The organism is Bradyrhizobium iriomotense (genome assembly GCF_030160715.1).
GTDB classification, from domain to species: Bacteria; Pseudomonadota; Alphaproteobacteria; order Rhizobiales; family Xanthobacteraceae; genus Bradyrhizobium; species Bradyrhizobium iriomotense.
This window is the reverse complement of the sequence record NZ_BSOW01000006.1, coordinates 1-13,925: the sequence shown is the minus strand read 5'-3', so window position 1 is coordinate 13,925 and position 13,925 is coordinate 1. Positions and strand designations below refer to the sequence as shown.

Annotated in this window: 13 protein-coding genes; 6 read left to right on the top strand and 7 right to left on the bottom strand. The window is 63.8% G+C overall.

Going from position 1 to position 13,925, the window contains the following annotated elements; translation table 11 throughout:
• Positions 1 to 138: 138 nt before the first annotated feature.
• The 6 genes from QQL28_RS10235 to QQL28_RS10210 form a co-directional block, all read right to left on the bottom strand.
• Complete coding sequence (locus QQL28_RS10235; protein WP_284264404.1) at positions 139 to 549, bottom strand: hypothetical protein; 411 nt, start codon at positions 547 to 549, stop codon at positions 139 to 141.
• Between the two features lie 17 nt (positions 550 to 566).
• Positions 567 to 2,126 (bottom strand): tetratricopeptide repeat-containing sulfotransferase family protein, encoded by a 1,560-nt coding sequence (locus tag QQL28_RS10230; protein ID WP_284264401.1) that lies wholly within the window; start codon positions 2,124 to 2,126, stop codon positions 567 to 569.
• A 92-nt stretch (positions 2,127 to 2,218) separates the two neighbouring features.
• Entirely contained in the window at positions 2,219 to 4,276 is a 2,058-nt protein-coding gene (locus QQL28_RS10225) for an alkaline phosphatase family protein (RefSeq protein ID WP_284264399.1), read from the bottom strand.
• A 280-nt stretch (positions 4,277 to 4,556) separates the two neighbouring features.
• Positions 4,557 to 4,838: a hypothetical protein gene (locus tag QQL28_RS10220; protein ID WP_284264397.1), complete on the bottom strand. Its 282-nt coding sequence runs from the start codon at positions 4,836 to 4,838 to the stop codon at positions 4,557 to 4,559.
• A gap of 223 nt (positions 4,839 to 5,061) precedes the next feature.
• A complete protein-coding gene (locus tag QQL28_RS10215) occupies positions 5,062 to 5,496 on the bottom strand; it encodes a DUF3551 domain-containing protein (RefSeq protein WP_284264395.1) in 435 nt (144 codons plus the stop codon).
• 132 nt (positions 5,497 to 5,628) lie between these two features.
• Entirely contained in the window at positions 5,629 to 6,891 is a 1,263-nt protein-coding gene (locus QQL28_RS10210) for an allantoate amidohydrolase (protein WP_284264967.1), read from the bottom strand.
• Between the two features lie 395 nt (positions 6,892 to 7,286).
• Here QQL28_RS10210 and QQL28_RS10205 point away from each other — a divergent pair, with 395 nt between their 5' ends.
• Genes QQL28_RS10205 through QQL28_RS10180 form a run of 6 tightly spaced genes read left to right on the top strand, consistent with a single transcriptional unit; the run spans position 7,287 to position 13,155 of the window.
• Positions 7,287 to 8,396: a BMP family ABC transporter substrate-binding protein gene (locus tag QQL28_RS10205; RefSeq protein WP_284264393.1), complete on the top strand. Its 1,110-nt coding sequence runs from the start codon at positions 7,287 to 7,289 to the stop codon at positions 8,394 to 8,396.
• On the top strand, positions 8,393 to 9,505 hold the full coding sequence (locus QQL28_RS10200) for an ABC transporter permease (RefSeq protein WP_284264391.1): 1,113 nt from the start codon (positions 8,393 to 8,395) through the stop codon (positions 9,503 to 9,505). Before QQL28_RS10205 ends, QQL28_RS10200 begins: the two co-directional genes overlap by 4 nt.
• Before the next feature lies 1 nt (position 9,506).
• Positions 9,507 to 10,433: an ABC transporter permease gene (locus tag QQL28_RS10195; protein WP_284264389.1), complete on the top strand. Its 927-nt coding sequence runs from the start codon at positions 9,507 to 9,509 to the stop codon at positions 10,431 to 10,433.
• A gap of 11 nt (positions 10,434 to 10,444) precedes the next feature.
• Positions 10,445 to 11,128, top strand: a complete 684-nt coding sequence (gene biuH / locus QQL28_RS10190) for a biuret amidohydrolase (protein ID WP_284264387.1) — start codon at positions 10,445 to 10,447, stop codon at positions 11,126 to 11,128.
• Complete coding sequence (locus tag QQL28_RS10185) at positions 11,125 to 12,657, top strand: ABC transporter ATP-binding protein (protein WP_284264385.1); 1,533 nt, start codon at positions 11,125 to 11,127, stop codon at positions 12,655 to 12,657. The genes biuH and QQL28_RS10185 overlap by 4 nt, the downstream gene beginning before the upstream one ends.
• Before the next feature lie 12 nt (positions 12,658 to 12,669).
• Positions 12,670 to 13,155, top strand: a complete 486-nt coding sequence (locus QQL28_RS10180; RefSeq protein ID WP_284264382.1) for a nucleoside deaminase — start codon at positions 12,670 to 12,672, stop codon at positions 13,153 to 13,155.
• A gap of 248 nt (positions 13,156 to 13,403) precedes the next feature.
• Here QQL28_RS10180 and QQL28_RS10175 read toward each other — a convergent pair.
• Positions 13,404 to 13,925, bottom strand: a 522-nt coding sequence (locus tag QQL28_RS10175; protein WP_284264380.1) for a transposase, incomplete at its 5' end; no start/stop codon positions are given.

Below are 13,925 nucleotides of genomic sequence, written 5' to 3'. Positions count from 1 at the left end.
GCCGTCGGGGCTAAAGCGCGATGAGATTCGGATGAATCGTCATCGCGCTTTAGGTTGTTGTTTGAGCATGATCCCCGGGCAAACGCGTTCCGCGTTTGTCGCGAGGGAAAACCGCTTCACACTTTTCCGGATCATGCTCTAGCGCAGGTGCGCGTTCTCATAGTGCCTGCGCTCCGCCGCCGTGAGCGGCGGTCTGGCCGCGTTTGCCGGTGTCACCGCAATCACGACGGCGGAGCTGGATTGCTGCCGTCCCAGCACCAGCAAATCGACGCCATCCGGCGTAATCCGCATCGCATAGTCGTAGCCATCGAGGAGACGCGCTGCCACGCGCGACAGCGGACCGTCGAACACGCCGGACGTTTGCGTTTCAAGCGCGTTGCTGGTGCGATAGCGCAGGTTGAAGCGGTCGTGCAGCGCCGCCAGGACGTCATGCAGGGTGGCGTCGCGGGCCTCAATGTGCACGGCATCCGGCCTGCCGTCGACCTGCACCTCCGCGGTTGCCGCGCAATCACCGGCCAAAAGGCTGGCCGATACCGCCGCGAGCAGCATGGATCGCCTGCATATCGTCATGCCAGTTCCGCCTCCGGAATCTCTCGCGCCAGGCGTTCGCGGAGCGGCTTCAACCGCTCGGCATGGTGACGCCATTTGCCGACCGATGACGGGTAGATCGGGCGGCGCACCTGGACGGCGCTGGCGGTCGAGGATGGCGCAGGGCTTTCATGAAAGCGCATCACGCCGTCCTCCCAGGGAAGCCCGAGAAAGCGAATGATGTTCCGGCTCGCCGCCGCCTGATCCCGCACGATGTCCTCGTAGTTGATCTCCATGAGCGCGTCGGGTGGCAGCACCGCGCGCCAGTGCCGAGACAGGCGGCGATACGCCAGATAATAGTCCGCAAGCTCGATCTGGTGATAGGCGAAGGAGAACTTGCCGCGGAAGTGCGCCTTGTAGATCGCCCAGCACGAATCCATCGGATGCCGCTGCACGAGGATGATCTTGGCCAACGGCAGCGCCACGTGAATGAGGCCGCAATAGAGATAGTTCTCCAGCGTCTTGTCGATGAAGCGGACATTGTCCGGCACGCGAAGCGCCGTGGCCTGGTCCAGATAGCGCCTGCCTATGCTCTCGAGGTCGCGGCCGCCCGGACGCTCTGCCATGACGCGGCGCATTTCGGCTGCGAACGCACTGGTTTCGCCGACGGAATGCATCGCGGAATGGCTGGCGATGATCCGCTCCACCAGCGTCGTGCCGGTCCTCGGCAGGCCGGTGACGAAGACGGGCGCAGCCGCAGCAAAGCTGCGCGGCGCAGCTTCGATCCAGCTTCGCGTGTGCGCTCGGATGATCGCATCGATCTCGCGGATCTCGTCGGCGGGATCGCGCGGAAGCGACCGGTGCTGGAGGTCACAGCCGGCCTCGATATGATCGAAAGCGCGATCCCAGCGATCGAGATCCTCGCACTCCTTGCCGAGCGCAAAGCGCAGCATGATTTCGCTCGGCTGCGATAGCCGCCCCTCGCGAAGCAGCGTTTCCATCTCATCGATATGGTTGCGATCGGGACTCTGAGTGCGCAGGTCCGAACGCAAATAGTGCGCAAGACCATAGTTGCGGTCATGAGCGATCGCCGCGTCGCAATGCGCTTCGGCATCGCCGAGCGCGCCGATCATCCGCTCGGCGGCCGCCAGATTGAACAGATATTGCGGTACATCCGGCCGCGCGGCCACCGCGCGACGAAAAAGCTCCCTCGCCCGCTGCTGAAGCCCGAGCAGGCCGAACATCGCGCCGACGGCGTCGAGCGCGTCCGGTTCCTTGCCGAGATGCTCGGCCGCGACCTCCGTCGCCGCGCAGGCCTGACGGGTCTCACCAGCCACGAACAGGCATTTCGCGCGCAACACCAGTGCAATCGGGTTGGTCGGTGCGAGCGCGACGGCGCGATCTGCGCTGACGCTGGCCGCATCCTGCCGGCCACGCAGCAGCGCGGTTTCAGTCAGCAACGCCCAGGCGCGCCACTCGTTGGAATTTTGGCCGAGGATCTGCGCGCACATCCGCTCGGTGCCAGCTAGATCACCTGCGGCGAACGCACCGCGCGCGGCGTCGATCGAAGCGACGCTCCCCTGGAGCTTAACATCCAAGCGAATTGCTCCAATGCTGCGACGATTGATATGAGAATTGACCCGGCGGCAGTGGGCCGCCGGGTCATGCCTGGTGAAGCGATCAGCTTCGATCAATCATCGTCGCGATCGTCGTCGCGGCGGTCGGCAAAGTTGAAATTGCCGAAGAGGTCGCCAATCGCCGGACGGTTGACGGGGACGTAAGGATTCTCGTCCGAGGTCACCGGATTGGGCAACGTATCGCGCGTCTTGGCGCCGAGCGGCTTGAGGTGCCAGTTGCGCTCGATGAACTTGGTGATCGAGACGTGATCGCCATATTCGTGCGACATACGTCCGCCGCGCGAATATTTCGACACGACAAGCAGCGGGATCCGCGTACCGTCGCCGAAGAAGTCGACCGGCTGGACATAGCCGGAGTCGTAGTAGCCGCCGCCCTCATCCATGGTGATGACGATGGCCGTGGACTTCCACAGTTCCTTGTTGGACTTCACCTGATCGACGATCTTCTTGGCAAAGGCCTCGAAGATATCGACCCGGGATGACGAGGGATGACCATCGTTGAACGTGCTCGGCTTGACAAAGGACACGGAGGGAAGATTGCCGTTGGCGATTGCGTCGTAGAGATCGAGCGTATCCTTCAGATGTGCGTTGCGCTGTGCCGCATTGGTCATGACCGAGGCGGAGAACAGGAACGGATTGCAGATGTTGCAATAGAGGTAGGCGACCGGGTCCAGCGCACCGAAATTGGTGCCTTCTCCAGGCGCGGTCTTGAAGTCATTCCAGCGCTCACCGAAATACGCCCAGGAGACATCGGCCTGGGTCAGCGCGTCGCCGATGTGCCGCTGCTTGATGACCGGCGGCAAGGTGAACGGGCCGTTGTTGATCGGATCGGTCGCGCCGCTGCCGATAAAGGCAGGAACGTAGTTGTTCAGGAGATAGTAGGCGTGCGGCGCGCAGCGCGGCGGCACGTGGATGGCGTTGAGGTAGGTGACGACCGGGCCAACGCCCGGCTGGCTCGGATCCGAGCAGTTTGAATAGCTGCCGCCTCCGTAGCCGTCATTGAGATACCAGTTGTTGGTGCCAGGCGCCGGGTTCGGATTCTCGATCTCGTTGACGTATTGCGGTGGATTGGAACCGGGGATGAGCACGTGGTCGGGCGTCGCGGGATCACCCTTGTCGTCGGCATAATAGAGCGCGTCGGCGTAGCCGATCATCATGTGATTGGCGAAAGTGCCACCCATCACGCTTTGGTGGAAATTGTCGTTCAGCGTGTACTTGTGCGCAAGCTCGGTCAGATAGGGCGCGTCGCCCTTGGCGACATTGTAGAAGCCCAGCGCGATCGCGCCCTCCTTGAGCGCGTGCGGGGTCGGGTTGCCATTGCTGCCCGAGGAGACGCTCTCTTCCACAAAGGTGAAGAGATCGGCCTGGCATCCGCTGGGGTTGTGGTGCGTAGCCTTGGCGACGTCGCAGTCTAGCTGCTGCCACATCTGGTAGAAGCGGTGGACCGGGCTGCCACCATAGGTCTTGTAGAGGCTGGTCGGGGTTTCGCCGGCCTGCGCCAGCGTAACCAGCGGATAGGGACCGTTCGGCAGATTGTCGAAATCCAAAATACGCGAGTCCGGTGAATTGCCAGGCAATCCCGTCGCGCCGGTCGTCAGGAGGGGCAGATCGTGCTGACTGAGGCCGTAGTCCGCCTGCGCCGCGAGTTGCAGCGTGGCGAGGCATCCCGGACCGTTGAGCGCCGCCTGATCGACGGAGGTGTAGCAGGATTGCGGCGCGTAGGAGGTTCCCGGCGCCTGCACCTTGTTGGTCGTGTGATTGTACGGCGTCTTCTGGCCGGGGTTGATGGAGAACGTATTGTTGACGACGGCAGAGAACTGCGCGGCCTTGGCGTAGTTCGGGCCGGGCAATCCGTCCTTGGTGATGATGCCCTTGGAGAGCAGATTGTCGACGCGCTCGCCCGGACGGCGCGGTTCGAAGGTGGCAAAGACGTGGTCGAAGGTGCGGTTTTCGCCAAGGATGACGATCACATGCTTGATCGGCGTCTCGGTCCGGTCGCCGTTTTTGTTGGTGCCCCCGAGCGAATTGTTGTCCATCGCATAAGCATCACATCCCATCAGCGACAGGATCGCGGTGGTCACCACCGTGCGATCGCGTAGACGTCGTGTCATGTTCGAAAGCATTGCGCGCCCCTCTGTTCGTTTCCTGAATGCAGAGAATTGTTTCAGTGCATGTCAGGTTAAGAGGCGCATTTGTCAGACGTGCTGCGCAGACGTGTCACTTCCATTACGCGATTATGACAACGTGCAGGGACCAATTGTCGCAACCGGCGAGCGCTTGTCGATTGCAGTCAATGGCTTGCCGGCGATCTCCCGCGAGTTCCATCGCAACCGGGCGTGAGCGGGAGTGCTGCTATCGAACATTCGACGGCAAGTTTGTTGATCGGCAGGATCATTGCCCCTCGGCCTGAACCGGCGGCTTCTGCGTGCCTTGGACGCTCTGGCTCAGCGATGCCAGCGCCGTCTTCAGCTCGTCAGAGATGGGCGAGAGCCCCTCAATATCCTCGAAGGCTTGGGCGACGCGTTCATTCGCTGATTTCTCGAACGGCTCGAAGCCTTCAGAGATGCGCGTCCCTTCTCCAAGCGCGGTGGAAGCGACCATTAGCCCAAGCAGGAGGAGCGCGGTTCCGACGATGCCGCTCTTGCGAATGCGAGAGATCGGCGGTGGCTGCACGAGGCGGTCATTGGTCATTGTCTAATACCTCACGGCGTACAGTCCGTGGATCATGCCGATCCTCGCGAGCAAACGGTAGATCGGGCGCCTACCATTAGGAGGTACTCAAGCGGAGGCGCTTCCTGTCCATGCTTATGCGCTCTCTCATCTTTGCCCGCCGAATTGATCGATCAATTGATGTCTCAGGTTCGGCACGGGTGCCAAGCTTCTGCACCGGGCGTGTCTAGAGGCTTCGTCTCACACTTTCGAGAAATCGTTGTTTTTCGCCGGGCGCGTAACCTTGGGAAGCTCCATAATACGGTTCATTGTATTGATTGTGCGGTGCGGCCCTGTAGTGGATCGGCGGCTTACCTTGCGCGTACGATCTGGTCTCAACGGGCGCGGGTGATCTTGATCCGGCTTGGCGAGAATGACGCCGGTTGTCCCGTCTCACCGGCGCCGCCGCACCCGCGTAATACGGGTTGAGGACGCACATCTGACCGTTGGCCGACGCCCTGCATTGGTCCATCGTCGTGTAGCTGCATCTATAGTAAGGGGTGGCTCCGAAAGAGACGACGTACAAGCAGACGGGAAAAGCCGGATCATATCTCTGAGCCTGGACGTGCCCTGCTGCTAAGGCGATACCCGTCGTCAAAATCGTCAAAGCCAATGTGCGCATTGGAGCTGCCTCCAAGATGGCCCAACACCGGCGCACTCAGACCGTAGGCAGTATTGATCCAAGTCAATGTTCTGGGAATAGGTTCACGCGCGTGCAGTGAGAGGCCGCGCCAGTCTTGAGAAGGTAAGAGAACTAGCTACCTTCCCGCAGCCGAAAATTCTCGATCACTCTCAGCAGCACGCGGGCGCCTACGTCGGCGTCGGCGGGCTCGACGTGCTCGTCGGGATGATGGCTGATGCCGCCACGGCAGCGGACGAAGATCATGGCGACATCGGCGATGTCGATCATGGCCATGCCGTCATGGCCGGCGCCGCTCGCGAGTTCGAACACCGCAAATCCCTCCGCGGCGATCGCCTGCGCGATCTGGTCCTTCAGCCAGGGTGCGCAGGGCGCGGTGCGGTTCTCGTGGGTGACGTCGAGCTGGAGCGACAACTGCCGGCGCCTGGCGATCGCCTCGATCTGGCGGACGACGTCGGCGACCGCACGCTTGCGGTGCATGTCGGTCGGCGCGCGCATGTCGATGGTGAACGACACTTCGCCGGGAATGACATTGGTCGCGCCGGGCTTTGCGTGGACGTAGCCGACGGTGCCGACGAGCCCGCCCTCATCGGTGCGGCAGAACTGCTCGATGGCGCCGATGCATTCGGCCGCCCCCGTTAGCGCGTCGCGGCGCAGCGCCATGGGCACGGTGCCGGCGTGCCCGGCCATGCCGGTCAACCGCGCGGCAAGCCGCGTCGCGCCGGCGATCGCGCTGACGACGCCGACCGAGAGATTTTGCGCCTCCAGCACCGGTCCCTGCTCGATGTGCAGCTCGAGATAGGCCAGCAGCTCGCGCCGCGTCCGCGCCGCCGCGCCGATGTGGTCGGGATCGAGACCGAACTGCACGAGCGCATCGCGCATCGAGACGCCGTCGCGGTCGCGCGCGTTCAACACGCTCTCGTCGAACGTGCCGGCGACCGCCCGGCTGCCGAGCAGCGTGGACGCAAACCGCACGCCCTCCTCGTCGGCAAAGCCGATGACCTCGATCGCGAACGGCAGGCGCGTGCCGCGGCGGTTCAACTCGGCGATGCAGGCAATCGCCGTGATCACACCGAGCGGACCGTCCCATTTACCGGCATCGCGCACGGTGTCGTAGTGCGAGCCCAGCATCAGGCACGGCAAGCCCGGCCGCTCGCCCTCGTAGCGGCCGCAGACGTTGCCGATCGCATCGAGATGTGCGCGCATGCCGGCCTCGCGCATCCAGCCGAGGATGAGATCGGCGGCGGTGCGCAATTCCTTGCTCAGATAGATCCGCGTGAGCTTGCCCGCGTCCTCCGAAATGGCGCCGAGCTCGTTGATGCGACGTACGATCTCCTCGCCGAGCGAGCCATCTTGAACGGCGATACCACGAGCCATCTCGCTCAAACTTTCCATCCTGCAGGCGCAACCGCTCGAGGGAGGCCCGATGACCATCGATACAAGTTCGGTGCCAGCGCGGCGGGTCCGACTCGCGGACTGGTTAGCATGAATGCAGGGCCGGCAGGCCATCCGGCACATCGGACGGCCGCCAGGAGACCGGGTTAATGCTGCTTAACTACCTTGCATACAATTCCGATATACTGCCTATAATTTAGACTATCCACCTCCTGCCTAAGTTTCGAACTCTAAACATACTCGTTATTTTACAATGACTTAATTGTGCATGCTTGCTCGATAATCTCTGGCACGAAGCTTGCGACATCTCATTCCGGCTACCCCAGACCGGCGGTGGCCAGGAGAGAGGGGCGGTCCATCCGCCAAGGGAGAATCCAATGGATTTTGGCAGGATTTCACGACGGCATTTGTTGCAGGGTAGCGCGGCGCTCTCCTTGGGAGCGGCGGTCGGTGTCCGCCCGGCTTTCGCGGCCGAGACGACGATCGGCTTCATCTATGTCGGCTCGCGCGACGACTATGGCTACAACCAGGCGCACGCGCAGGGCGCGGCGGCGCTGAAGAAGATTCCCGGCCTGAAGGTGGTCGAGGAAGAGAAGGTGCCGGAGACCGATGCGGTCGAGAAGACCATCGAGTCCATGATCAATCTCGATAGCGCCACCCTGCTCTTCCCGACTTCGTTCGGTTACTACAACCCGCACATGATCAAGATGGCGACAAAGTACCCGAAGCTCCGCTTCGAGCACTGCGGCGGCCTGTGGACCGACAAGGACCCGAAGAACGCTGGCAGCTATTTCGGCTACATCGACGAAGCCCAGTATATCTCGGGCATCGTCGCCGGCTACACGAGTAAGAGCGGCAAGCTCGGCTTCGTCGCCGCAAAACCGATCCCCCAGGTCCTGCGCAACATCAATGCCTTCACGCTCGGCGCACGGCTCGCCAATCCGAAGGCAACCACGCAGGTGATCTTCACCGGCGACTGGTCGATGCCGGTCAAGGAAGCCGAGGCCACCAACAGCCTGATCGACCAGGGCATCGATGTGCTCACCTGCCATGTCGACGGTCCGAAGACCATGGTCGAGAACGCCGCGCGCCGCGGCGCGATGGTGTGCGGCTATCACTGCAACCAGTCGGCACTGGCGCCCAAGGCGTATCTCACCGGCGCCGAGTGGAATTGGGAGGCGCTCTATCCCAAATTCGTCAAGATGATTGCCGCGGGTCAAGAGATCCCGAACTTCTATCGCGGCGGCCTCAAGGAAGAGATTGTCAAGGTCTCGCCCTATGGCGAAGCGGTGTCCGCCGAGGCGCGCAAGCATGCAGACGACATCAAGGCCAAGCTCACCGCCGGCAACTACGTCATCTTCAAGGGTCCGATCACGGACAACAAGGGCAAGACGGTGATCGCGGCTGGTACCGAGCGCGGCCAGCAGGATCCCGAGCTCGAGAAGATGGACTATCTCGTCGAAGGCGTGATCGGAGCGACTTCGTGACAACGGAAGCGGCGGATCCCGTCGGTGCGGTCGGGGCCGTCGCCCCGGCCGCCGAGCCGGGATTCCTCCAGCGCCACGGCGCGAGCATCGAGTACATCCTGATCCCGGGCGCGGCGCTGGTCGGCGCGCTCGCGGTGTTCGGCATCTTCGTCGCGCTGTTCGGCAAGAACCCGCTCGACCTCTATTTCTACATGTACCAGGGCGCGTTCGGCACCTGGTTCTCCTGGCAGAACACCCTGACGCGCGCTTCACCGCTCATCCTGACCGCGCTGTGCACGGCACTGCCGGCGCAGCTCGGCATGGTCATCATCGGCGGCGAAGGCGCGCTCCTGATCGGCGCGCTGTCGGCAACCAGCGCGGCGCTGGCGCTGCAAGGCGCACCGCCGCTCGTGATCCAGATTGCGATGGTCTGCGGCGGCGTGATCGGCGGCGGATTGTGGATCATGCTGTCCGGCGGCTTGCGGCAATATCGCGGCGTCAACGAGACGATCTCGAGCCTCCTGCTCGTCTATATCGCGCTCGCCATCCTCAACCATCTCGTCGAAGGCGTGATGCGGGATCCCGCAAGCCTCAACAAGCCCTCGACGCGCGAGATCGGCGCGGCCAACATGATCGGCAGCATCCCCGGCACCGACGTGCATTGGGGCCTCGTCTTCGGCCTCATCGCCGCAATCACCGCCTACATCCTGATCTACCACACCGTGTTCGGCTTCGCCGCGCGGGTTGCCGGCGGCAACATCCGCGCCGCGAAGATCGTCGGGCTCGGCGTCAACAAGCTCATCCTCACGATCTGCTTCCTCGCCGGCGGCGCGGCGGGGCTCGCGGGCATGGTCGAGGTCGCGGCCGTGCAGGGCCGCACCAATGCCAATCTCGCCGCCGGCTACGGCTTCACCGGCATCCTGGTCGCCTTCCTCGCGCGGCAAAATCCGCTTGCGATCATTCCGGTCGCGATCCTGCTCGGCGGCATCAGCGCCAGCGGCGGGCTGTTGCAGCGCCGCCTCGGGCTGCCCGATGCGTCCGTGCTGGTGCTGCAAGGCATCATCTTCGTCTTCGTGCTGGCAAGCGATGCGCTCTACGGACGCGTCGGTTTTCTCAAAGGAAAGTCCTGAGATGGCGGATGGCTCGATCGGACTCTGGACCGTGCCGCTCGCCGTGTTCGGCGGCGCCATTCGCGTTTCGACGCCGTTCCTTTTCGTGAGCCTGGGTGAATGCATCACAGAGCGTTCCGGCCGCATCAATCTCGGCCTTGAAGGCACGCTGGTGATGGGCGCGATGAGCGCCTATGGCATCTCCTATCTCTCAGGCTCGCCGTGGCTGGGCGTGCTCGCCGCCGGCGTCACCGGCGCGCTTCTCGGCGCGCTGCATGCCGGCATCTGCTCGCTGCCGCGCGTCAACGACATCGCGGTCGGCATTGCGCTCATGCTGTTCGGCACGGGCCTCGCCTTCTATCTCGGCAAGCCGCTGATCGAGCCAACCGCACCGCGGCTGCCGGCGATCGATTTCGGCTGGTGGAGCGACATCCCGCAGGTGCGCGCGGCGCTGCGCATCAACGTCATGTTCCTGATCGGCGTCGCGCTTGCGCCCATCCTCTACTGGGCCTTCCGCACCACGCGCTGGGGCCTGCTCATCCGCACCGCCGGCGAAAGCTCGGATGCGGCGCGCGCCATGGGCCATTCCGTGCTCCTGATCCGGCTGCGCGCCACCATGGTCGGCGGCTTTCTTGCCGGCATCGGCGGTTCGTTCCTGTCGTTGTTCTATCCCGGAAGCTGGAACGAGGGCCTGTCCTCGGGCCAGGGCATCACGGCGGTCGCGCTCGTGATCTTCGCGCGGTGGGATCCGATGCTGTGCCTGTGGGCCTCGCTCGCCTTCGGCGGCGCCGCGGCGCTCGGCCCCGCGCTGCAATCGGTCGGTGTCACCTCCGGCTATCATCTCTTCAACGCCGCGCCCTACATCCTGACGCTGGCGATCATGATCATCACCTGCTCGCCGAAGCGCACGCTGACCGGCGCGCCGGCCGAATTGTCGATCACCCGCTAGGAAGCGAACCCATGCCCGAGCGCCATATCAAGTCCGAGCCCTACGCCTGGCCCTATAACGGCGATCTGCGACCTGAGAACACGGCGCTGATCATCATCGACATGCAGACCGATTTCTGCGGCGTCGGCGGCTATGTCGACAAGATGGGCTATGACCTGTCGCTGACGCGCGCGCCGATCGAGCCGATCAAAAAGCTGCTCGCGGTGATGCGCAAGCAGGGCTTCCACGTCATCCATACCCGAGAGGGCCATCGCCCCGATCTCTCCGACCTGCCCGCCAATAAGCGCTGGCGGTCGCGGCAGATCGGCGCCGGCATCGGCGATCCCGGCCCGTGCGGCCGTATTCTCGTGCGCGGCGAGCCCGGCTGGGACATCATCCCCGAGCTTGCGCCGATGCCGGGCGAACCCATCATCGACAAGCCCGGCAAGGGTTCGTTCTGCGCGACCGATCTCGAATTGCTGCTGCGGGTGCGCGGCATCGAGAACATCGTGCTCACGGGCATCACCACCGACGTCTGCGTCCACACCACCATGCGCGAAGCCAACGACCGCGGCTTCGAATGCGTGCTGCTGCACGATTGTTGCGGCGCGACCGACAAGGGCAATCACGACCACGCGCTGAAGATGATCAAGATGCAGGGCGGCGTGTTCGGCGCGGTGTCGACCTCGGATGCCATCATCGGAGCGATTTCGTGATCATCGGCGAAATACCCCCGCCGAGCGGAGCCTTCGGCGTCGACGCGCTCGCCATGACCATGCGTTTCGGCGACTTCCTGGCGCTGGACAATGTCGAGCTGAAGGTGCGCCCCGGCTCCTTCCACGCGCTGCTCGGCGAGAATGGCGCCGGCAAGTCGACGCTCGTCAAGTGCATCATGGGCTACTACCACGCCACCGAAGGCGACATCCTGATCGGCGACCGCCAGCAGGCGATCAGTAACCCGAAGGACGCCCACGCGCTCGGGCTCGGCATGGTCTACCAGCATTTTACCCTGGTGCCGGCGATGACGGTTGCCGAGAATCTCGTGCTCGCGCGCGACGACGTTCCGGCGGTGGTGGACTGGTCCAAGGAGAAACGAGAGCTCGAAGCTTTTCTGGCACGGATGCCGTTCAAGGTGCCGCTCAACGCCAAGGTCTCCGACATCTCCGCCGGCGAGCGGCAGAAATGCGAGATCCTCAAGCAGCTCTATCTGAAGCGGCGCTTCCTGATCCTGGACGAGCCGACCTCGGTGCTGACACCGGCGGAAGCCGACGAGGTGCTCGGCATGCTCCGCGACATGGTGGTCAAAGGCGAGCTGACGATCCTGATGATCACGCACAAGTTTCGCGAGGTCATGGCCTTCGCCGATGAGGTGACGATCCTGCGGCGCGGCAAGCTCGCCGGCCAGGGCAAGGTCGCCGAGCTCACGCCCGATGCCATGGCGCGCACCATGATCGGTGCGGAGGAGTTAACCGTGCAGCCCCCACGCACCGGCGAAACAGGCCAGGCGCGGCTGGAGCTGGCAAAGGTCCGCGCGCTCGACGATGCCGGCGCCGTTGCCGTGCACGATGTCTCCCTTACTGTGCGTGCCGGCGAGATCGTCGGCATCGCGGGCGTCTCCGGCAACGGCCAGCGCCAGCTCGTCGAGGTGCTGGCCGGCCAGCGCGAGGCCGAGAGCGGCGAGATCCGCGTCGCCGGCGATCCCTATCACGCGCGGCGCGAGGAGATGCGCCGACACAAGATGTCGCTCTTGCCCGAGGAGCCGCTCAAGAACGCCTGCGTCGGCGGCATGAGCGTCGCCGACAATATCGCCTTCCGCGAGTTCGACCGCGCGCCCTTTGCGAGCCTCGGCTGGTGGCTCAACCGCGGCGCCTTCCGTGACGACGCGAAGAAGAAGATCGCGCAATACAAGATCAAGACGCGCACGCCGGAGACGCCGATCTCGGCGCTGTCAGGCGGCAACGTCCAGCGCGCGGTGCTGGCGCGCGAGCTCGGTGGTGACGTCGAGGTGCTGGTCGCGGCCAATCCCTGTTTCGGCCTCGACTTTGCCGCGGTGGCCCAGATCCATGCCGAGATCATGGCCGCTCGCAATCGCGGCGCGGCGGTGCTGCTGGTCAGCGAGGATCTCGACGAATTGCTGGAGCTCTCCGATCGGTTGGTGGTGATGTTCCACGGCGAATTCGTGTATGAAGCACGGACCAGCGAAGCCGACCTCACCGTGGTCGGCCGTCATATGGCGGGACACTGACCGGGAGTAGCGATGAGCGGCGCATCGGAACGCGACGAGCACTTCCTGCGCCTGTCGTTTGCAGTCGCCCGCCGCTCCCTCGCCCATGGCAACCACCCGTTCGGCTGCATCGTGGTCGATGCGGACGGCAAGGTGCTGATCGAGGCCGAGAACGGCTACATGCCGGACCATGACGGCACCGCGCATGCCGAGCGTCTCGCCGCCACACAGGCCTGCCGCACGCTCAGCCGCGAGGTGCTCGCCAAGGCAACGCTGTATTCCTCCGCCGAGCCCTGTGCGATGTGCGCCGGCGCGATCTACTGGGCCGGCATCGGCCGCGTGGTCTATGCCTTGAGTGAGCATCGCCTGCGCGGCGTCACCGGCAACCACCCGGAGAACCCGACGCTCGACCTGCCCTGCCGCGAGGTTTTTGCGAGCGGTCAGCGGCCAACGGAGGTGGTCGGCCCGCTCCTGGAAGACGAAGCCGAAGCCCTCCACGACGGTGTGTGGACCAGATAATAGTCGCCGCGTCGCAATTATAGCGAGTCGGGATCGTAGCAACCATAAGAACGTGTGATCGCCCGTACTGGTCTAGCGTGACACCGTGCTCGCGGCCGTCAAGGACGGCCTGGCAGCTGCGGAGGACGGGATGGCAAAGAGCGACGGCCATCCTTGACAGCCGCTGCGCGCGGTGTCGTTGGGACCGGCAGGTCGGGACGAAGAAACGTTGCTTTGGATCGAACAAAGAAACGAAAGCTATCCGGCTGTCAGGGTGGACACTCCCGCCACGGCGTTCCGCGAGCAACCACGGTGTTGGCGAAGATGAGCATCTTCCTGGCGCAGGCGACAAGCGCTCGCTTGTGTTCCTTTCCAGCCGCGGTCAGCCTCTGGTAGAGCTGGATGAGCTGCAGGTTCCAGCGAAACGATGCGGCCAGTGAAGCCGTATAAAGGGCGCGCCGCAGCCGCTTGCGACCGCCCTCGATATGCCGAACACCGACCTGGTCCCCGCTGTCGTCGTCATAGGGCGCAAGGCCGGCGAGAGCGACGGCTTGCTCCCGGGTGATCCGGCCGATCTCAGGCAGACGCACCAGGATGGCAACGGCGGTCGGCAGCCCGATGCCATCGACACTGTTGATTAGCGCAAGCCTCTTGGCAAGGTCAGGATGCTTGCGGATCGAGGCGACCAGAGCCTTGAGTGAGTTCTTCTCACGTTGCTCCAGGCGAACGATGTCCTCGTGCCAGAGCTTGTTAATCTCCACATCGCGGCAGCTCTCGATCCTGTTCTTGAG